General features: G+C 50.7%; 20 protein-coding genes. 17 read left to right on the top strand and 3 right to left on the bottom strand.

From position 1 onward, the window contains the following. Positions 1-3: 3 nt before the first annotated feature. Both ACFPYJ_RS07925 and ACFPYJ_RS07920 read left to right on the top strand, forming a co-directional pair. Positions 4-996, top strand: coding sequence for an ABC transporter ATP-binding protein (locus ACFPYJ_RS07925; protein WP_379187546.1), 993 nt, complete (start codon positions 4-6; stop codon positions 994-996). Next, complete coding sequence (locus tag ACFPYJ_RS07920) at positions 993-1964, top strand: ABC transporter ATP-binding protein (RefSeq protein WP_379187544.1); 972 nt, start codon at positions 993-995, stop codon at positions 1962-1964. The genes ACFPYJ_RS07925 and ACFPYJ_RS07920 overlap by 4 nt, the downstream gene beginning before the upstream one ends. Before the next feature lie 85 nt (positions 1965-2049). On the opposite strand, the gene rocF is transcribed toward ACFPYJ_RS07920, so the two are convergent. Beyond that, positions 2050-2955 carry an arginase gene (gene rocF, locus ACFPYJ_RS07915; RefSeq protein WP_379187543.1) on the bottom strand — a complete coding sequence of 302 codons (906 nt, stop codon included), beginning with the start codon at positions 2953-2955 and terminating at the stop codon, positions 2050-2052. Positions 2956-3095: 140 nt separating this feature from the next. Between rocF and rsmD the strand changes: the two genes are divergently transcribed. Both rsmD and coaD read left to right on the top strand, forming a co-directional pair. Beyond that, positions 3096-3686, top strand: coding sequence for a 16S rRNA (guanine(966)-N(2))-methyltransferase RsmD (gene rsmD / locus ACFPYJ_RS07910; protein WP_379187542.1), 591 nt, complete (start codon positions 3096-3098; stop codon positions 3684-3686). A 2-nt stretch (positions 3687-3688) separates the two neighbouring features. Then, on the top strand, positions 3689-4207 hold the full coding sequence (gene coaD, locus ACFPYJ_RS07905) for a pantetheine-phosphate adenylyltransferase (RefSeq protein WP_379187541.1): 519 nt from the start codon (positions 3689-3691) through the stop codon (positions 4205-4207). A gap of 43 nt (positions 4208-4250) precedes the next feature. Here coaD and ACFPYJ_RS07900 read toward each other — a convergent pair whose 3' ends face one another. Beyond that, positions 4251-5462 carry a nucleoside recognition domain-containing protein gene (locus tag ACFPYJ_RS07900; protein WP_379187540.1) on the bottom strand — a complete coding sequence of 404 codons (1212 nt, stop codon included), beginning with the start codon at positions 5460-5462 and terminating at the stop codon, positions 4251-4253. A 90-nt stretch (positions 5463-5552) separates the two neighbouring features. Further along, positions 5553-6800 carry a nucleotidyltransferase gene (locus ACFPYJ_RS07895; RefSeq protein ID WP_379187539.1) on the bottom strand — a complete coding sequence of 416 codons (1248 nt, stop codon included), beginning with the start codon at positions 6798-6800 and terminating at the stop codon, positions 5553-5555. Positions 6801-6913: 113 nt separating this feature from the next. On the opposite strand from ACFPYJ_RS07895, the gene ACFPYJ_RS07890 reads away from it, so the two are divergent. The 13 genes from ACFPYJ_RS07890 to ylxM all read left to right on the top strand — a co-directional run bounded on the left by ACFPYJ_RS07890 (position 6914) and on the right by ylxM (position 20300). Beyond that, positions 6914-7426, top strand: coding sequence for a YceD family protein (locus tag ACFPYJ_RS07890; RefSeq protein WP_379187538.1), 513 nt, complete (start codon positions 6914-6916; stop codon positions 7424-7426). A gap of 54 nt (positions 7427-7480) precedes the next feature. Then, positions 7481-7654: a 50S ribosomal protein L32 gene (rpmF, locus tag ACFPYJ_RS07885; protein ID WP_188992574.1), complete on the top strand. Its 174-nt coding sequence runs from the start codon at positions 7481-7483 to the stop codon at positions 7652-7654. Between the two features lie 264 nt (positions 7655-7918). Continuing rightward, positions 7919-8515, top strand: a complete 597-nt coding sequence (gene fapR / locus ACFPYJ_RS07880; protein ID WP_379187573.1) for a transcription factor FapR — start codon at positions 7919-7921, stop codon at positions 8513-8515. Further along, the gene (plsX, locus tag ACFPYJ_RS07875) at positions 8499-9488 is read left to right on the top strand and encodes a phosphate acyltransferase PlsX (RefSeq protein WP_379187537.1); all 990 of its coding nucleotides are present in this window, start codon (positions 8499-8501) and stop codon (positions 9486-9488) included. The genes fapR and plsX overlap by 17 nt, the downstream gene beginning before the upstream one ends. Positions 9489-9496: 8 nt before the next feature. Further along, complete coding sequence (locus ACFPYJ_RS07870; RefSeq protein ID WP_379187536.1) at positions 9497-10483, top strand: beta-ketoacyl-ACP synthase III; 987 nt, start codon at positions 9497-9499, stop codon at positions 10481-10483. Between the two features lie 43 nt (positions 10484-10526). Further along, positions 10527-11456: an ACP S-malonyltransferase gene (fabD, locus tag ACFPYJ_RS07865; protein ID WP_379187535.1), complete on the top strand. Its 930-nt coding sequence runs from the start codon at positions 10527-10529 to the stop codon at positions 11454-11456. A 375-nt stretch (positions 11457-11831) separates the two neighbouring features. Further along, the gene (gene fabG, locus ACFPYJ_RS07860; protein ID WP_379187534.1) at positions 11832-12581 is read left to right on the top strand and encodes a 3-oxoacyl-[acyl-carrier-protein] reductase; all 750 of its coding nucleotides are present in this window, start codon (positions 11832-11834) and stop codon (positions 12579-12581) included. A 93-nt stretch (positions 12582-12674) separates the two neighbouring features. Then, complete coding sequence (gene acpP / locus ACFPYJ_RS07855) at positions 12675-12911, top strand: acyl carrier protein (protein ID WP_379187533.1); 237 nt, start codon at positions 12675-12677, stop codon at positions 12909-12911. A gap of 145 nt (positions 12912-13056) precedes the next feature. After that, positions 13057-14298 carry a beta-ketoacyl-ACP synthase II gene (gene fabF / locus ACFPYJ_RS07850; protein WP_379187532.1) on the top strand — a complete coding sequence of 414 codons (1242 nt, stop codon included), beginning with the start codon at positions 13057-13059 and terminating at the stop codon, positions 14296-14298. After that, positions 14288-14980: a ribonuclease III gene (rnc, locus tag ACFPYJ_RS07845; protein ID WP_379187531.1), complete on the top strand. Its 693-nt coding sequence runs from the start codon at positions 14288-14290 to the stop codon at positions 14978-14980. The genes fabF and rnc overlap by 11 nt, the downstream gene beginning before the upstream one ends. Positions 14981-15142: 162 nt before the next feature. Then, a complete protein-coding gene (gene smc / locus ACFPYJ_RS07840; RefSeq protein ID WP_379187530.1) occupies positions 15143-18718 on the top strand; it encodes a chromosome segregation protein SMC in 3576 nt (1191 codons plus the stop codon). Between the two features lie 111 nt (positions 18719-18829). Then, positions 18830-19825 carry a signal recognition particle-docking protein FtsY gene (gene ftsY / locus ACFPYJ_RS07835; protein ID WP_379187529.1) on the top strand — a complete coding sequence of 332 codons (996 nt, stop codon included), beginning with the start codon at positions 18830-18832 and terminating at the stop codon, positions 19823-19825. Positions 19826-19979: 154 nt separating this feature from the next. Next, the gene (ylxM, locus tag ACFPYJ_RS07830) at positions 19980-20300 is read left to right on the top strand and encodes a YlxM family DNA-binding protein (RefSeq protein WP_379187572.1); all 321 of its coding nucleotides are present in this window, start codon (positions 19980-19982) and stop codon (positions 20298-20300) included. Positions 20301-20327: the final 27 nt, after the last annotated feature.

Below are 20327 nucleotides of genomic sequence, written 5' to 3'. Positions count from 1 at the left end.
TTTATGGATCCGATTTTGCGTATTTCTGATTTGCATGTCTCCTTTCATGTGCGTGGTGGAGAGGTACAGGCTGTCCGGGGTTTTGACTTGGAAATGAATCGCGGAGAGTCGGTGGCTATAGTCGGCGAGTCCGGCAGCGGTAAGAGCGTTACGGCGCAATCCATTCTTCGTCTTATTCCGTCGCCGCCAGGCATCGTGAAGAAAGGCTCTATCGAATTTATGGGGCAGGAGCTGCTTACGAAGACTGAGAAAGAGATGGAGGCCATCCGCGGCAAGGAAATCGGGATGATTTTCCAAGATCCGATGACCTCGCTTAATCCTACGCTCACGGTAGGCAGACAGATTTCTGAAGTATTGATTAAACATCAAAAACTGAGCAGTGCTCAAGCATCCAGACGCGCGGCGGAGCTGCTGACACTGGTTGGGATTCCGAATGCGGAAGCTCGTGTCCATGAATATCCGCATCAATTCTCCGGCGGTATGAGACAGCGGGTGATGATTGCGATTTCTCTGGCTTGCGATCCTGCATTGCTTATTGCGGATGAGCCTACCACAGCACTCGACGTAACCATACAAGCGCAAATCATGCAGCTAATGAAGGATTTGCAGAAGAAAACAGGAACGTCCATCATCTTGATCACCCATGATCTGGGCATTGTGGCTGATATGTGTGACCGTGTTGTGGTTATGTATGCCGGCAAAGTAGTAGAGACCGGTACGAAGCATGAGATTTTCCGTAATCCGCAGCATCCCTACACCAAGGGATTATTACGTTCTTTGCCAAGACTTGATCAGAAGAAGGATGAGCCTCTTATTCCGATCATCGGTACGCCGCCGGATATGTCCCAGCCTCCTCAGGGCTGCGCATTCTGTGCACGCTGCGACTATGCGATGCGTATCTGCGTGGACAAAGACGCTCCGACTTATACAATCAGCGATACACAAACGGCAAAATGCTGGCTGCATGATTCAGCCCGCAAGGGGGTAACAGCATGAAATCAAACCAAGAGTCCCCGATGTTGATTGAAGTGGATCATTTGAAAAAGTTTTTTACCGTTGGCAAAGGGAACACGCTAAAAGCGGTCAATGACTTAAACTTCGGCATTCGCAAAGGTGAAACGCTCGGTATGGTCGGCGAGTCCGGCTGCGGTAAGTCAACAGCAGGCAGAACCCTGCTTCGTTTGTACGAACCGACTGGCGGCTCTGTGAAATTCAACGGCGAGAACATCATGACAGCGCGAGGCTCGAAGCTCAAAGCCTTGCGCCGCGAAATGCAGATGGTGTTTCAAGATCCCTATGCATCCTTGAATCCGCGCTGGACGGTTGAGGATCTGATCGCCGAACCGCTTGATATTCACAACCTGACATCCGGCCGTAAGGAGCGCAAGCTGCAGGTGGAACGACTGCTTGACCGTGTCGGCCTGCGTCCCGAACATGCTGCTCGTTATGCGCATGAATTCTCCGGCGGTCAGCGGCAGCGGATAGGAATTGCGCGGGCGCTTGCGGTTAATCCCAAATTTATCGTTTGTGACGAGCCGATTTCTGCCCTTGATGTATCCATCCAAGCTCAAGTTGTCAATCTGCTTCAGGATCTTCAGCGCGATTACGGTTTAACTTACTTGTTTATCGCACATGACCTTGCGATGGTTAAGCATATCAGTGACCGTGTAGCCGTCATGTATTTGGGTAAAATGGTTGAGCTTGCGGATAGCGAGGAGTTGTATTCGAATCCGCAGCATCCTTACACGAAAGCCTTGATGTCGGCAATTCCGATTCCGGATCCGGATATTGAGGAGAACAAAGAGAGAATTGTACTGACAGGCGATCTGCCGAGTCCAATCAACCCGCCCAGCGGCTGTCAGTTCCGCACGCGCTGCCCGATGGCAACAGATCTGTGCAAAGTGGAACAGCCGGATTTCCGTGAAGTTCGTCCGAACCACTGGGCAGCTTGTCATTATGCATGACCCGAATTCATCTATTTGTTTCGTTAACAAGAAAGCGGATGTCCCTTCAATCGAGGGACATCCGCTTTTTTGCCGCACAGGATCGTTAAAGAATTTGTTCTCCGAGCAGCGAAGCGATGAGTTCAACGGATAGTTTTGCTGTAAGGTGACTGTTATCGAGGAGCGGGTTCACTTCAACAAAATCAGCAGAGGTTACGGTTCGCGCATTGTAGAGCATTTCCATGGCTAAATGTGCTTCTCTGTAATTGAGCCCTCCCCGGACCGGCGTACCGGTTCCCGGAGCTTCCCTTGGATCGACGCTGTCGATGTCGAAGCTGACATGGACGCCGTCGGATTCGTGAGAAGCGATGCCGATGGCTTCCTCCATCACCCGCGACATTCCTAACCTGTCGATGTCATGCATTGTGAAGCAGGTAATATGCTGCTCTCTGATGATTTGTTTCTCGCCTTCATCAAGCTCCCGGACACCCACGAGAACAACTCTTTGCGGCTGCAGCTTCGGCTGTTTGCCGTTGAGAGAGGTGAAGCGGGTATCCCCAAGACCAAGCCCTGCGGCTAATGCCATGCCGTGAATGTTGCCAGAAGGCGAGGTTGCAGGTGTATTCAGATCAGCATGAGCATCAATCCAAATGACGCCGAGCCGTTGTTTATGCTGCGTGATCCCGGCGATTGTACCGATTGCGATGCTGTGATCGCCGCCAAGCGCAAGTGGGAAGGTATGTTGGCCGGAAATGATGGCTGTTTCCCTGGCGACTGCCTCGCTCATTGCGAGGACGCGGCCCCAATGCTTCATTCGGTCAAGCGTCCGTCGATCAGAGGCCGGTGGAGGGAGATAACCGGTTGATCTTATTTCATATTCACGGCCAAGAAGCTGGAGTTTGTTCGTTAGTCCAGACTGTAGAATCGCTGCAGCTCCGCTGTCTGCGCCCCGTTTACTAGCGCCCCAGTCGAAAGGGATGGGAAGAATGGTGACCGGTTGTGGATCTTGCATGCGAATTCCTCCTAAAATATAATTGCGGAAGCTATGCTTATATATAGACCGCGCGGCAGGTCCGCATGACTAAAGCTTTTACAACCAAGCAAAAGATGGTACGATATCAGCAGTGAACACGTGAAAGGGGCAAGACATTTTTGAGAGTTATAGCGGGTACAGCCAAGGGCCGTGCTTTGAAAGCGGTGCCGGGAACAAATACCCGTCCGACGACGGATAAGGTGAAGGAAGCGATTTTTAGCATGATCGGTCCTTATTTTGACGGCGGTCGGGTGTTGGATTTGTTTGCAGGTACGGGCGGATTAGGCATCGAGGCGTTAAGCAGAGGCGCGGATAGGGCAGTATTCGTCGATCTTGAAGGCGCCAGCATTGAGGTTATTAAGCATAACATTCAGGCAGCGGGTCTTGCTGCATCCTCCGAGATTTATCGGAATGAGGCTACGCGCGCAGTGAAGGCGCTAGAGAAACGCGGTATTGCTTTTCGAATTGTGTTTCTGGATCCGCCTTACCGGATGAAAGAGATGGATAACTTGATGCAGGAGCTGGCTCAGCGTAAGCTGCTTGAACCCAGCGCAGTTATTGTGGTCGAGCATGATGCCGCTCACAGCTACCCTGAAGAACTGCCTGGCTATGATCAAATCAAGCGCACGCAGTATGGAGACACAGCGGTTACGATTTACCGGTACCGTCCTGAATTCGAAAGCGGTTCACCTGTACAAATGGAGGAATAACGATGCAAGGCACACCAACAGCAAGAACAACGGAACCAAGAGTGGCCGTTTACCCCGGGAGCTTCGATCCGGTAACCTGCGGACATGTCGATATCATTAAACGTGCAGCCAAGCAATTCGATCATTTAATTGTCGCTGTGCTCAATAACACGGGTAAGAATCCACTTTTTTCCGTCGATGAGCGCAAAGCGCTGCTTACCGAGGTGACACGTGATCTCCCTAACGTTTCCGTTGACAGCTTCCGTGACTTATTGGTTCGTTTCATGCGTAAGAGTAAGGCTCAGGTAATCGTACGCGGCATTCGGACGATCACGGATTTTGAGTACGAGCTGCAGCTTGCCTCGATGAACCATCAATTAGACGGCGATATTGAAACGATATTCATGATGACCAATCCCAAATATTCTTATTTGAGCTCAAGTATCGTGAAGGAGATCGCCAAATTCCAAGGAAATGTAGCGGATCTTGTGCCGCCTGAGGTTGCTGAGGCTCTAGCGTTAAAATATGGGAAAACGCTGTGATTATATGACGCCGCTAGTGCTGCTTTCGGCATTATGCGGCGTTTTAGCGCTTAAACAAGCTGGAAGCACCGCTTGAAGTCAAGGTTAGGATTGCTAATGCGCTGATGAACGCGGCAAGCATAAATGGTGCATATGGCCATAGGGAGTGAAGCTCCACGGCATGAATAACGGTTGGGTTCGGTGAATTGGCAGCTCCGATTGGCAGAAGGGCTGGAACGGAAGCAGGAATGATCCTCGTCATGAGGCTGGATAAAGGCTGCCAGAGCAGGAGTGTGAAAGTGAAAGCGACCGCAGCTTGCAGCAGGCGTATGACTGCAAGTGATCGAGTCGATAAGTCCGTACCGGCCATGACGGTTCCGGCTTGAAGGAGGGCGCTGATTCCGCCCCAGCTAAGAACAGCTGCAGTTGCTGCGGCGTTCCAGGTCATGCCGCCATCGAATTTGGCGACAGCTGCAGAGTAGGCGCCGATATGGCTTTCAATTAGGCCTGGCAGAATGAAGCCGGGGAGAGCGCCTGGCATTAACGGTTCCAGCAACCTTACGAGAACGGCGCCGATCATCATATAACCGCCGACAGCCATTAGCTTGTATACCGAGGCAATGACGGAGTCACCGAGTGCTTTGCCGAATGTGCGGCCATCCTTCTGTTTCGCTTCTGCCATCGCATGAGCAGCTTTACGCAGTGAGCTGCCTGCAATACGGTAATGACTGCTGCCGCTGGCGGGCGGAGATGCCTCGTGGCCGGTGATGGTTCCGGCGCTTAATCTGCTATGCAGGAACCCGACCGTTATGGCGGATGCCCATACAGCGACAGCGATCGCTGCACCGAGCTCAGGGCGCTTCAAGAAGCCTGAACCGACGACGAGCAGCATGAAAAGAGGATTCGGCATGTGAGCCATTGCAAGCAGGCGCTGTCCTTCGCTGCGAGTCAGGGTACCGCTTCGGCGAAGGGCTGCCGCTGTCTCTGCACCGGAGGGGAATCCGCCAGACCACCCGAAAGCGAGCGCCAGCCCGGCTTCTCCGGGTAAACGAAACAGTCGGCGCATCAATGGATCGAGCAAGGCTCCAAAGGCGTGAACAGCACCGAAAGCAAGCATCAGCTCGAGCAGAGTTAAGAAGGGGAGAAGACCCGGGAAGACGATATTCCACCAGATCGTCAAGCCCTGCAGCGAAGCTTGGAAAGCATCATCGGGGCGGTAAATAATTGTAGCGACCAATAGGATCGACAAGCAAGCAAGCAGCAAGGTGCGGATCATACCACTTCAGCTCCGTTCCACTAGAGTAGCTTGGACAAAACAGCCACTACATTGTACGCTTGTCTTACCGATCCTAGAACCTTCCTGTGGTTATGGCTCCAAAGTAACGGGTTTGTCGTAGTAATCCCTTAATAAATCCTTCGCGCCGGCAGTCGGCCATCCGAGCGCATAAACTGAACTGGCTTGTACATCCAGCTCTAAGTATGGGTATCGCGCATCGGCTCTTGCTGCGCTTTGAAGAACAGGGAGCGATGCGGATTTGCGCATTCTCTTGAGCAGCCCGCGTCCTTTAGCAGTATAGCCTAGGACACGAATGTACTGGACGCCCTCTCGCAGCTGATTCGGAGATAATAAATCCTTGCGGTGTCCAAGCAGAACGGAAAGCAGCGCACGCTGGAGTTTCGTTCGCGTATAGCGTTTCGTTTTGAGGGCATCCAGAAGGGTATCAATCTCTAAGGATGGCAGGGTAGGGATTGCATGTTTCAAGCGGTACTCCAAGCCTTCGCTCATTTCGTGATAGCCCTCCAATGTTTCCCTGGATTCACTTAGAATCTTATGGAAGAGCGGCTTCACGAACATCGGCCAGCCGATTGGCCCGCGGCCTGCTTCGCTATCACGCAGCAGCAGCTCTAAAGTTGAGGCCGGGATAAACGGCGCTGCTTCCCGCGGTGAGGCGGTTTCAGCGACAAGCTTGCGGATCGCTGTGGCGCTGGCGATTTGCGCATCTGTAATGGTGGATTGTGAGTATCCGGCTTTCTCGCGCCGGATCGAAAAGGGCTCGATCGCGCTGCCAATTCGCTCCAGCGCCAGCAGGTAATGCAGCCCCAGCGTATTATTGGGCTGTGACAGTCCGAACGCTGCGGCTTCGTCATCGCCTGCAGCGGACATGAACCGCCGCACGGCTTCGCTATAAGCAGCCGGATAGCTCACGCCTGCTGCAAGCGTATCCGCCATGAGCCGCCCGAAGGACTCCGGCTCATGCGCGAGCATCCGCGCGATGCGGCGCAGCGGCCCGATATCTCCGGCCTCGCTGCCGAAACATAAGGCGTCTACGACGCCGGTTGCCGCCAGCAGCTTCACGGCGCCAAAGGCGAACCATTCCGCAGCCTGCGTGGAATAGGCCACCGGCAGCTCGATAACCAAATCGCAGCCGCCGCGCAAGGCCATCTCGGCGCGCGTCCATTTATTCAGCAGCGCCGGTTCGCCGCGCTGCAGAAAATGTCCGCTCATTACCGCGACAACCGCATCGCTTTCCGTTATTTTTCGTGATTGTTGTAAATGATAGAGATGACCGTTGTGAAACGGATTGTACTCCACAATTAGGCCGACTGTTCGCATGCGCTTGTCCTCCGAACGAATTAACGTATGTTTTTACTATATCACGCCGTGAAAATGTTGACAAAATGATTCAATAATAGATATAATAATCTTTGTTTGTTTGGAGTGATACGATGGAGATTCAGGTTAAAGAATTAATTGCCAAAGAATCGAAAGTGCCGCTGCGTGCCAGTTTAAACGCGGATTGGTTACTGCAAGTGCGTAAAGATGTCATTCGTACAAGTCCCCTTGAAGTCGATTTAAACGCAAGAGGGGAAGACGGTATTGCTCATGTGGAGGGCGAACTGTCGATCGATGTTGAGTTTGCATGTTCCCGCTGCTTGGACCCGACAAAAGAACATTTTGTCATTCCATTTCATGAGCGGTTCAAACCAACGGCTGCAATGGCTAAATCCGGGGAAGAAGATGAAGAAATCACTCCGGTGGATGAAGATAAAGTTGAACTTGACCCGTTTCTTGAAGAAACGATGATGCTCGCTTTACCATTCATACCGCTTTGCGACGAAGACTGCAAAGGGCTTTGTCAAACCTGCGGCGCCAACTTGAATGAGGGAAACTGCGGATGCTCGAAGGAGCGTATTGATCCTCGGCTGGCCGCGTTGCAAGATTTGTTTAAGGATCAGTAGGTTCGGAGCTTTAGGAAGCTGCCGGTTCCTAATTTTTTGAAGGAGGTGGGAAACATGGCAGTACCACAACGTAGAACATCCAAGACTCGTCGTGACAAACGCCGTACACATTTTAAACTGGCGGTGCCGGGTATGGTGAAATGTGAGCAGTGCGGAGAGTTGAAATTGGCTCACCGAGTATGTAAAGTTTGCGGTTATTATAAAACAAGAGAGATCATCAAACAATAGTTCGAATAAGTAGTACTTCATCCCGCGGTGAGGTGCTATTTTTTTTGATATCCTGGTCATGCAGCAGAAGTGAAATGGACGACGACATTGCGCAGGAGCGCATTCTTTTATATACTGTTAGTACCTGGTTATAATAGCTGATTGTAAGATCTCCATGCGTTGTATCTGCAAAGAGCTGTGAGGTTTCGAATCATAAAGGGTACGAAGCGCAGCTGAGGCACATACTTAGAATAATAGGCAAAGGTGGTGCGGACCATCGAACGTATCCCCAAACGTCAACGGCATCAACAGCTTTCCCGTCTCATCGACGAGAATCCTTTCATAACGGATCGGGAGCTGACGCGTCAATTAAAGGTAAGTATTCAAACCGTGCGGCTTGACCGATTGGAGCTAGGCATACCCGAGCTGCGGGAACGTATGAAGCTAATGGCGGAGCGTTCGTATGATGCTGTCCGTTCATTGCCTCTGCATGAGGTCATCGGAGATATTGTCGACCTGCAGCTTGACCGCAGCGGCATTTCAATTTTTGAAATTCGTGAGGAACATGTGTTTTCTAGAACCGGTATCGCCCGCGGTCATCATGTATTTGCGCAGGCGAATTCGCTTGCGGTTGCGGTAATTAATGATGAAATTGCTTTAACGTCAGCGGCAGACATCCGTTTTGTACGATCGGTTAAGCTTGGTGAGAAATGTATCGCCAAAGCTTATGTGAGGTCCATTTCGGGTCGTCAAACGAAGGCGAAGGTTGAAGTTTTTTCATATGTAGGTGATGAAATGGTCTTCCAGGGTCATTTTGTTATTTACCGGTCCGCTGGCGAAACGGTCATCGAGGGAGGAAATGAAGGTGCGGATCGCAATTGATGCGATGGGGGGAGATCATGCCCCTTCTCTTATCGTTAAAGGTGCGCTTGCAGCAGCAACCGAGTGGCCAGCCATACAACTGCTGCTCGTTGGCGACACCGCTCAAATCGAGGAACATCTCGGCGGAGCGAAGCCGTCTAATCTAACCATTATTCATGCGGATGATGTCATTGGTCCGGATGAGGAACCGGTTAAAGCGGTGCGGCGCAAAAAGAGCTCGTCCATGGTCATGGCCGGCCAGCTTGTAAAAGATGGGCAAGCGGATGCGATGCTCTCGGCGGGGAATACCGGCGCACTCATGACGACAGGGCTTCTTGTCGTTGGCCGGATGAACGGCATTGAACGGCCTGCATTGGTGACGATGATGCCGACTATGGATGATGCCGGAGTGCTCGCTCTTGATCTTGGCGCGAACATGGATGCCAAGCCGGAGCATCTGCTGCAATATGCCATTATGGGCAGTATTTATCGTCAGAAGGTCAACGGTCTCAACAATCCCCGGGTCGGTTTATTAAATGTAGGGACCGAGGAAATGAAGGGGAATGAGCTGACCAAAACAGCTTTCGAGCTGCTCAAGAGCGCCCCGATTAATTTCATCGGTAACGTAGAGGCCAGAGATGTGCTCGTACGAAACTGCGATGTGCTCGTATGCGATGGCTTTGCCGGAAATATCATGCTTAAAGCAATGGAAGGCACCGCAGGCACATTATTCAAAACAATCCGCGATGCTTTCACAAGCTCGCTTCTAACCAAATTAGCAGCAGCGATCATGCAATCTAAGCTGAGGCAGCTGCGCACGAAGATGGACTACAAAGAACATGGCGGCGCGCCTTTGCTCGGAATCAATGGACTTGTGATTAAATGTCACGGATCTTCGGATGTTAAGGCGGTTAAGAGCGCCATCAGACAAGCGAAGGTAGCTATTGAAAGTCAGTTGATTTCATCGATTGCAGCGGAAATTAGCAGGAAGTGAGTGGGAAGATGCAATTAAATCCTGTAGGTATCATTGGAACCGGTAAATATGTGCCGGAACGGATTTTAACGAATCATGAATTAGAGCAAATGGTTGAAACAAATGACGAATGGATCGTGACCCGGACGGGAATACGTGAGCGTCGTATAGCTGCGGCGGAGCAGGCCACATCCGACTTAGCTTTTGAAGCATCCAAAATCGCTCTCCAAGCAGCAGGAATCACTGCCGAGGAGATCGATCTTATCATTGTAGCAACCATTACTCCGGATATGTTCTTTCCTTCAACGGCCTGTTTGCTCCAGGATAAGCTTGGAGCCAAGAAAGCAGCAGCCTTTGATTTATCGGCTGCCTGCTCAGGCTTTATCTATGGATTGGCAACGGCATCCAATATGATCGCGACAGGAATGTACAAACATGCACTCGTTATTGGAGCTGAATGTCTCTCGCGTATTACAGATTACACGGATCGCAATACATGCATTCTGTTCGGTGATGGAGCCGGTGCCGTTGTTCTTGGGCAAGTGCAAGAAGGCAGAGGCTTCCGCTCCTTCGAGCTTGGCGCTGATGGCTCCGGAGGCGAGCTGTTGAAGGTTTGCGGCGGCGGTTCACGTATTCCTTCGACTCCGGAGAGTATTGCAGACAAGAAACATTTCATTTATATGGCTGGAAGCGAAGTATTCAAATTTGCCGTACGCATAATGGGTAATGCGGCTGAAGAAGCACTGCGAAAGGCCGGTTTGGATAAAAGTCATATTGATTTGCTCATTCCGCATCAAGCGAACATCCGCATCATTCAGTCTGCTCTGAACAGGCTCGACCTGCCAGCTGAGAAAAGCATGATCAACCTGGATAAATACGGAAACGTATCGGCGGCTTCGATACCGATTGCGCTTGCTGAAGCTGTTGAGCAGGATCGTGTTCATGAAGGCGACACACTTGTACTCGTTGGCTTTGGCGGCGGTTTAACATGGGGTGCATCGGTACTTGTTTGGTAATTATTGACCGTTAATATCGTCATCGTTTGGAGGAAAAGAAGCAATGGGTAAAATCGCATTCGTATTTCCAGGACAAGGTGCGCAAGCCGTAGGCATGGGGAAAGACGCATACGAAGCATTCGATGTCTCGCGCGCGGTCATTGACCGTGCAGACGAAGCATTAGGCTTTAATCTTAGTGAAATCATATTTAACGGTCCTGAAGAAGTATTGAAGCAGACGGCTAATACACAGCCCGCACTGCTCACTGTCAGTATAGCCCTGCTTGAAGCTTTCAAAGACCGGGGAATTAAGCCGGATTATGCAGCAGGTCATAGTCTTGGCGAATACAGCGCATTGGTTGCAGCTGGCGTATTATCCTTTGAAGATGCCGTCCGCACTGTGCGTGCCCGCGGTCAATTCATGGAACAAGCAGTACCAAGCGGCCAAGGTGCGATGGCGGCTGTGCTTGGAGCTGAGCGTGATGCGCTCGCGGCTCTTTGTCAGTCGGTATCGGCGGAAGCGGGAGCCGTTGAGCTCGCAAACGTAAACTGCCCAGGTCAAATTGTTGTTTCCGGAACAGCTGCAGGTGTGCAAGGTGTTGTTGAGCGCGGCAAAGAAGCAGGCGCGAAGCGGGTGATCCCGCTGGAAGTAAGCGGACCGTTCCATTCTTCATTAATGAAGCCGGCAGCCGAGAGACTGGCATCGGATGTATTATCAAGCATTAGCATGAGCGATGCATCGATTCCTGTAATAGCCAATGTAACGGCGCAGCCGGTTACTCAAGCATCAGAGATCCGCCGGCTGTTGGAGGAACAGGTTTACTCACCTGTTCTATGGGAAGACAGCATCCGCTATCTAATCAATGAAGGTGTAGATACCTTCGTTGAAATCGGCTCAGGCACCGTCTTAGCCGGGCTAATCAAAAAAATCGACAAATCCGTAACCATTATCTCCGTTAACTCCTTAGAATCCCTTCAAGCAGCGGAGATTTAAATACTGGGAGTCTTCGAAGAGAAATGTTGAGCTAGGGGCAAGGCTGATTTTCGGTTTTAATCTAAGCTTAGGTCTAGGATCTTCCTTTTCATTTAAGTCATTATTGTTCCTAAAGGTTCACTTAAGGGTTCAGTACCACGTTCTCTAAAAGTTGGATTCTTTGCGCATCAGACGCTCCATACCTCTTTAGGCAAACATCCGGGTGTCCAGAGGGCCGGGGCCCTTGGGGTCCCCCTTTTAAAGGGGGATTTAGGGGGATGTCATTTGAACGTTAAACTATTTTCAAACTAATTTCATTTTGAAATTAAAAACGGTTAAAAAGGGAGTCCAGAGGCAAACCCCTCGGACCTCTCCAAGAGGAAGGGAGTGTTCCACTTGTTTGCAGACCTCACAGGTAAAGTCGCGCTCGTAACAGGCGCATCCCGCGGTATTGGCCGTTCGATCGCCCTGGCACTGGCTGAAGCAGGCGCGGACGTAGCTATTAATTATTCGGGCAGCGAAGCCGCTGCTGCAGAAACTGCTCAGGCAGTTGAAGCATTCGGCCGCCGTTCACTTGTACTTCAGGCGAACGTTGGCAAGACAGACGAGTTCGAAGCAATGGTAAAATCAGTCATTGATACGTTTGGCGTTATTGACATCCTGGTGAATAACGCGGGTATTACACGTGACAATCTAATCATGCGCATGAAAGAGGAAGAGTTCGATCAAGTTATTGAGACGAACCTCAAGGGCGTATTCAATGGAATCAAGGCGGTTACCCGTCCGATGATGAAACAGCGCTCCGGCCGGATTATTAACATTTCATCGGTTGTCGGAGTTCTCGGCAATCCTGGGCAGGCTAACTATGTCGCTGCTAAAGCAGGCGTCATCGGCCTTACCAAAGCTTCCGCCAAGGAGCTTGCATCCAGAGGCATTACCGTCAACTGTGTGGCGCCGGGATTTATCAAGACCGAGATGACAGACAAGCTGCCTGAGGAAGTGAAAACGAAGCTTGCAGGAGAAATTCCGCTTGCCCGGCTGGGCGATCCGGAGGACATTGCAGCCGCAGTTCGTTTTCTGGCATCCGGGGCGGCTTCGTACATGACGGGCCAAACGATCCATGTAGACGGCGGAATGTATATGTAGTTTTACTCTCCTGGAAAGTCATTTTTGCCCTAAGATAGATGTATGGCATTTTGTCCGCAGTTCTCGTATAATACCATGGAGGAGGTGAACCGGATGTCCGATGTTTATGATCGTGTAAAACGCATCGTTGTCGACCGCCTTGGCGTTGACGAGTCGGAAGTGTCGCTTGAAGCTTCTTTTAAAGAAGATCTTGGCGCAGACTCTCTTGATGTCGTCGAATTAGTCATGGAACTGGAAGATGAGTTCGATATGGAGATTTCTGATGAAGATGCAGAGAAAATCACAAGTGTAGGAGAAGTAGTGAATTACATATCTTCTCTCAATGCTTAATTAAAGCTGATAAGTCCCGTTTCAAAACGGGACTTATCTCCATCTCCTGCAGCTTTTAAAGGAATCTGAACATGAGCAGCGCATCAGCGTTTTTCATAGATATTTGTTAAATACCATTATCGTTTTCCATCAGAGGTGAGTAGAAATGAAACAGAGAGTGGTCGTTACGGGCATGGGGGTCATGACCTCGCTCGGTTCCGATTTGAATGAGTTTTGGGGTAACTTAATGGAAGGAAAGTCAGGCGTATCACATGTCGAAGCTTTCGATGTTTCCGAATATCCAACCCAAATTGCTGCTGAAATTAAGAACTTCAATCCGGAAGATTACAATATCGACAAGAAGGAAGCGCGCCGTATGGATCGTTTCGTTCAATTTGCGGTAGTTGCCAGTACGCTTGCCATTAAAGATGCGAACCTCGATATCGGCAATGATGTCGATCCGGAACGTGTCGGTGTCATGATTGGATCTGGTATTGGCGGACTTGGTACTTGGGAAGATCAGCATAATATTTTGCTTGAAAAAGGTCCTAAGCGCGTTAGCCCGTTCTTTATCCCGATGATGATTGCAAATATGGCTTCGGGTCAAGTATCGATGGCAACTGGTGCAAAGGGTCCGAACAGCACAGCAGTAACAGCTTGTGCAACAGGTACGCATTCCATAGGTGATTCGTACAAGCTGATCCAGCGCGGAGATGCCGAAGTGATGATTTGCGGCGGTGCGGAAGCAACCATTCGTCCTACCGGCATGGCAGGCTTTTGTTCGATGAGAGCGATGTCAACGCGTAATGATGAGCCGGAAAAAGCAAGCCGGCCTTTCGATACGGATCGTGACGGTTTTATTATGGGCGAAGGTTCAGGCGTCATGATTCTGGAATCACTGGACCATGCGGTTAAACGCGGTGCCAGAATCTATGCGGAAGTGATTGGTTATGGCATGAGCGGAGACGCTCACCATATGACGGAGCCGGATCCGGATGGCGCAGCCCGCTGTATGGTTAAAGCTCTGAAGGACAGCCGCATAGAGCCGGCAGAGGTTGATTACATAAACGCGCATGGCACGTCGACACCGGTCGGTGACCGTTCCGAAACGACGGCCATTAAGAAAGCGTTTGGTGAAGCAGCCTACAAGCTTGCAGTAAGCTCAACCAAATCGATGACCGGTCATCTGCTTGGTGCAGCTGGCGGCGTGGAAGCCGTTATTCTCGGTCTGACACTTGTGAATGGAATTATTCCGCCAACCATCAACCTGGACAATCAGGATCCGGAATGCGATCTTGATTATGTGCCGAATACGCCGCGTAAAGCGGATGTTCGAATCGCATTGTCCAACTCGTTCGGTTTCGGCGGTCATAACGCCACGATCGTGATGAAGAAATATGAAGCATGATAGCTTTGAGGAACTTCAGCAGCAGCTGCAAGTTCGCTTCCGTACGATACGCCTGCTCAGGCAGGCGTTTACCCATACTTCTTACGTAAATGAGCATAGACAAACCGCACTTGAACATAATGAACGGCTCGAATTTCTTGGTGACGCTGTCCTGCAGCTAACGGTGTCGGAGTTTTTGTACCGGACATTCCCGGAACGGCCGGAAGGACAGCTTACGAGAATGCGTGCTTCAATTGTTTGTGAGCCTTCACTTGCTCGTTTTGCCGAGATGCTTGAGCTTGGTGCTCATGTCCTGCTTGGACGGGGGGAAGAGCAGCTTGGAGGCAGACAACGGCCCGCGCTATTGGCTGATTTGTTCGAATCCTTTATCGGAGCTATCTATCTGGATCAAGGCGTGGATGCCGTGCGATCTTTTCTGGCTGTCCATATCTTTCCTCATATTGACAGCAATGGCGGGCTGCTCGTAAAGGATTTCAAATCCACCCTGCAGGAGAAAGCTCAGCATGCAAGCATGGGACCTATTGAATATCGGATTACGGAAGAACGCGGACCGGCACATGACCGTGAGTTTGTTATCGAAGTGCTGATTGGGGAAATCCCATACGGCACAGGTATTGGGCGGACTAAGAAAGAAGCGGAGCAGCAGGCTGCTGCGGAAGCTTGGAAAAAGCTGGCTGATTGAAAGCACCCCTTGAATGGTTAGGAACCCTGGTGGCCTTTTTTGGTAAACCGGGGTTTTTTGCGTCTATCGGAATGATCCTGGACTGCCTTAGGGGGATGGGGAAATGAACCTACTCTTTTATGACAATTATGGTACAATAGGCGTTGAGGTGAAGGCAAAGCTATGTTCCTGAAAAGGATTGAATTAGCAGGATTCAAATCGTTTGCCGATAAAACGGAGCTGGAGTTTGTCCGTGGTATAACGGCAGTTGTTGGACCAAACGGCAGCGGAAAAAGCAATATAAGCGATAGTATCCGCTGGGTGCTTGGCGAGCAAAGTGCGAAGAGTCTGCGCGGTGGGAAGATGGAAGACATCATCTTTGCCGGAAGTGATGCACGCAAAGCCGTTAACTTCGGTGAGGTGTCGCTGACACTCGACAATACCGATGGTGCTTTGCCCTTGGAGTACAATGAAGTGACGGTGACACGTCGTGTCCATCGCAGCGGCGACAGCGAGTATATGATTAACAAGCAGTCCTGCCGGCTCAAAGATATAACGGAATTATTCATGGATACGGGTATTGGTAAAGAAGCGTATTCCATTATCGGACAAGGTCGGATCGAGGAGATTTTAAGCACGCGCTCTGAGGATCGCCGGGGTATTTTTGAAGAAGCATCCGGAATTGTCAAATATAAATCGCGTAAACGAGAAGCGCAGAAGAAGCTCGATGATACCGAGAGCAACTTGCTGCGTATTCATGATTTGGTCTCCGAGCTTGAGGCACAGGTAGAACCGCTCCGTGAGCAAGCGGAGAAGGCGGTCCACTTCAAGCAGCTGCGCGACCAACTGAAGAAATCCGAAATTTCCATGTACGTACATAGCATTGAAGCCGTGCATACCTCATGGAATGAATCTAATATTCGCATGAAGAAGCTGCAGGAAGAGCAGCTTACACTCTCTACAGTCGTAAGTAAACATGATGCATTGCTTGAGAAGGATCGCCTCAAGCTGCGTGAACTGGAGGAGTCGCTGGACCGCCTTCATGAGTCGATGCTTCAAGTCAGCGAAGATTATGAGAAATGCGAGGGCTACGGGGAAGTATTGAAGGAACGTAAGAAAAACCTTGAACAGAACCGCACTCAGCTAGAGACATCCATAACCGCACAGACAGAGCGGATTAGCTCGCTTGCCAAAGAAGAAGCAGAGTTCCGCGGCAGAGCTGCAGCATTAGAGAACCAGCTTCAGGCGCTGCGCATCAAGCTGGAGGAAGAAGAGATTCAGCTTCTTGGCACCTCTGCTTCAGCATCTGGAGAGGCTGAAGATTCCTTGAAGAGCGAGCTGCTTGATATTCTCAGCTCCATGGCGCAGCTGCGTAATGAAATTCGCTATGCTGTACAGCAAGAGGAAGCGCTGCAGAGAAGATTCGAACGGCTGGGCGACGAGAATGCCAAGTGGCAGGAGCAGAACCAGAAGCTGAGCGCTAAGCGTTCTGAGCTGGGTAAACGTCTTGAAGTGACGGTTAATGAGATTTCGTCCGTTCGTAACAAATATATTCAAGAAAGCGAGAAGCTCTCCGCCGGGCAGAAGCTGCTCGAAGAAGCGCAATCTGCTGTCCGTAAATGGGAGCAGAAGCTTGAAGCGCTTCGTTCCCGCCGCGATACGATGAAAGAAATGCAGGATGACCTGGATGGGTTTATGCAGGGTGTCCGTGAGGTTCTGAAAGCTTCGCGCCGCTCTACAGGCGGCATTGAGGGCGTACATGGTGCTGTTGCGGAGCTCATTCGTGTGCCAGAGAAGGTGGAGCTTGCCATTGAGACCGCTCTTGGTGGGGCTTTGCAGCATGTGGTTATGAGTGATGAGAGGAGTGCCCGGTCGGCTATCGCTTTCCTTAAGCAGCGTCAATTAGGAAGGGCGACCTTCCTGCCTCTTGATGTCATCCGCAGCCGTAACATTTCCGAGCAGGATAAACGAATGATTGCAGGGCTGGAAGGTTTTGTCGGCGTCGCAGCCGAGCTGGTATCCTTTGAGTCCCGATATGGATCTATTGTGGAGAATCTGCTCGGAAACGTATTAATCTCCGAAAACTTGGAGCAGGCCAATCGAATTGCTTCCAGATGTCAATATAGATTCCGGGTTGTAACACTGGAAGGCGATGTGGTCAATGCCGGCGGTTCCATGAGCGGAGGAAGCCTTCAGAAGAAAGGGGCTAATCTGCTCGGCCGCCAGCGGCAAATTGAGCAGCTGGAGGAAGAGGTTAAGACGACCGACCTTCAGCTGAACAAGCTGCGGGATAAGATCAGCGATCTTCGCAAAGAGCAGTCCATCTGCAACCAGAACGTTGATGACCTGCGCGGGCAAGGAGAGCAGTCGCGTATTGAGGAACAGCAAATTCGTGCCGAGCTCCAGCAGCTGGATAATGAAAACCGTCATCTTGAAGAGCAGCGCCACCTCTTTGAAGCCGATCGCACGGGTAATCAAACCGAAAGAGCGCAGCTGGCCGCATCAGCAGCGGATGCTCAGAAACGTCTAGAGCTGTTAAGCGTAGAAGAAGAGAAGCTTCAAACGGCTATACGGATTGCTGAAGAGCGCCGTAAAGCAGGTGAATCAGCGAAGGAGCAGCTGCAGGACCAGCTGACCGATTTGAAGATCGCAGCTGCCAAGACGGATCAGGAGAAGCTTTCCTTCGAGGATCAAGCTTCACGTATCCGGATCGATATCGGTCGTGCCAAGCAGGAGCTGGCAGGACTCAGGCAGCTCCTGGTGAGGCAAGAAGAAGATGCGGCTCAGCATACGGAGGAAAGCGTCAGACAGATTGAGCAGCTGAATCAATTAAAGCTCCAGAAGGAAACTTGTTCTTCCCAGACCGATTTGAAACGAGCCGAGCGTGCAGAGATGACTCGTGATCTGGAGGAAGGAGAGAATGAAACCAGAGATCAGCGCAATCAGCTTCGTAAGGTTGAGGATCAGTTAAGGCAGACTGAAATCGCAGCGAACCGTCTTGATGTGGAGCTTGATAATTTGCTTCGCAAGCTGAGCGAGGAATACGAGCTTAGCTTCGAACTTGCCAAAGAGCGATATCCTGTACCTGAGGATATTCAGGCTCTTCAAAACGAAGTCAGAGATTTGAAGCGGAAAATTTCGGGACTGGGTGAAGTTAATCTCGGAGCAATTGAGGAATATGAACGGGTAAGCGAACGGTTTACGTTCCTCTCGGACCAGAAGAATGACTTAATTGAAGCGAAAACAACGCTTTATCAGGTTATCCGTGAGATGGACGATGAAATGTCCAAACGCTTCAGAGCGACATTTGATGCGATTCGCGGACATTTCGTGATCGTTTTTGCCAAATTGTTTGGCGGAGGACGCGCGGATCTGATTATGGTTGAGCCTGATCGTGTACTTGATAGCGGAATTGATATCGTAGCCCAGCCTCCAGGCAAGAAGCTTCAAAATCTGCAGCTTCTCTCCGGCGGTGAGCGGGCGTTGACTGCAATTGCCCTGCTGTTTGCGATTTTGCAGGTCAAGCCGGTTCCGTTCTGCGTCCTTGATGAGGTCGAAGCCGCGCTGGATGAAGCGAACGTATCGCGGTTTGCCCAATACCTTCGCGAATTCTCTGAGCTGACGCAGTTTATTGTCGTTACCCACCGCAAAGGTACGATGGAAGAAGCCGACGTTCTTTACGGGGTTACAATGGAAGAAGGCGGAGTATCGAAGCTCGTTTCTGTACGATTGGAAGACGAGGAGCAGTATTCGGCTTAGCGCGTGTCTGATTAGAATAGTTAGATGGCTGGTAAGAACGAATGAAAGCCGGTGCCTGGTGCTTTGTTGACCTTGCCCGGCTTTTGTAAATCATTTGATGGAGGGCGCCCGATGAGTTTTTTTAAACGGCTTAAAGAAAGTATTTCGCAAAAAACAGAAGCGGTAACGAATAAGTTTAAGGAAGGGCTCACCAAGACGCGCAACGCGTTTGTTGAACGTGTCGAGGAGCTTATCACCCGCCGCAAAAAAATCGACGAGGAGTTCTATGAAGAGCTCGAGGAAATTCTGATCGGCGCGGATGTCGGCGTCAATACAGTCATGAAGCTGATTGATGATTTGCGTGTTGAAGTGAAGAAACGCAAAATTGAAGAGGCTTCCGAGCTTCAGCCGGTGTTGTCCGAGAAATTGGTTGATCTGCTTAAAGGGAATGCACAAACCGAGCTGAAAATGGCTGACGAAGGAATGACAGTCATTCTATTCGTAGGTGTCAATGGCGTAGGGAAGACGACGACAATCGGCAAGCTGGCCCATAAATTCAAAAGTGAAGGCAAAAGCGTGCTTCTCGCAGCCGGTGATACTTTTCGTGCGGGGGCCATCGAGCAGCTGGAGGTTTGGGGACAGCGCGTAGGCGTGGATGTAATAAAGCAGAATTCAGGCGCAGATCCCGCAGCGGTTATGTTCGATGCGATTCATGCAGCGAAACAGCGCAAAGTTGACGTTTTGCTCTGCGACACCGCAGGGAGATTGCAAAATAAAAACAATCTGATGGACGAGCTGAACAAAATTTTCCGCGTTATTCAACGGGAAGTGCCAACAGCGCCGCATGAAGTGCTGCTTGTGCTGGATGCGGCGACCGGGCAAAATGCGCTTAGTCAAGCTAAGCTCTTCGGCGAGAAAAGCGGTGTGACAGGACTTGTATTGACGAAGCTTGACGGAACGGCAAAGGGCGGGATCGTTATTGCAATCCGCAGTGAGCTTGATCTGCCCGTAAAGCTGGTTGGCCTCGGGGAGAAAATGGACGATCTTCAGGAATTCGACCCCGAGCAGTTCATTCATGCGCTGTTTGGCCGGATGCTGCAGGATGCTGAAGAAAGAGAAGAAGTTTAATTAGGGTGACAAGTGAATATACTTGACAGCCTATAGGCGTCTGCGCTATGATAAACGTCGTAGTAAACCTGTAAAGGTGTTTGCCTTGACAAAGGGGGCGGCTGTGGTGACGGTCCATGAACCTGATGCCTTGGCGAAGACGAACCGAATCAATATGCTCTTCGACTTTTACGAGCTGCTGCTTACAGATAAGCAGCAGACGTTCCTTAAATATTATTTTCACGATGACTATTCCCTCGGTGAGATCGCAGCTGAGTTCGATATCAGCCGTCAAGCCGTGTATGAGAGCGTGAAGCGGGCAGAAGCTGTGCTTGAGAGCTATGAGAGCAAGCTGCATCTGCTCGCCAAACATGAAGCTGCCAAAGCGTGGCTTGCTAAGCTTGATTCACTAGCGGATTCACTTACGGATCACATGGAGCTTAGTCTGCAATTACGGCGGATTGCCCAGGGGTTGCGCGAGCCGGAAGAGTCATAAGAGTAACATTAACAGTTGAGTTTTTAA

The sequence above is a fragment of the Paenibacillus solisilvae genome, from assembly GCF_042656405.1.
In the GTDB taxonomy this organism is placed as follows: domain Bacteria; phylum Bacillota; class Bacilli; order Paenibacillales; family Paenibacillaceae; genus Paenibacillus_Z; species Paenibacillus_Z solisilvae.
Note: the sequence above shows the minus strand (reverse complement) of the source record. Positions and strands in the feature narration are given on the sequence as shown.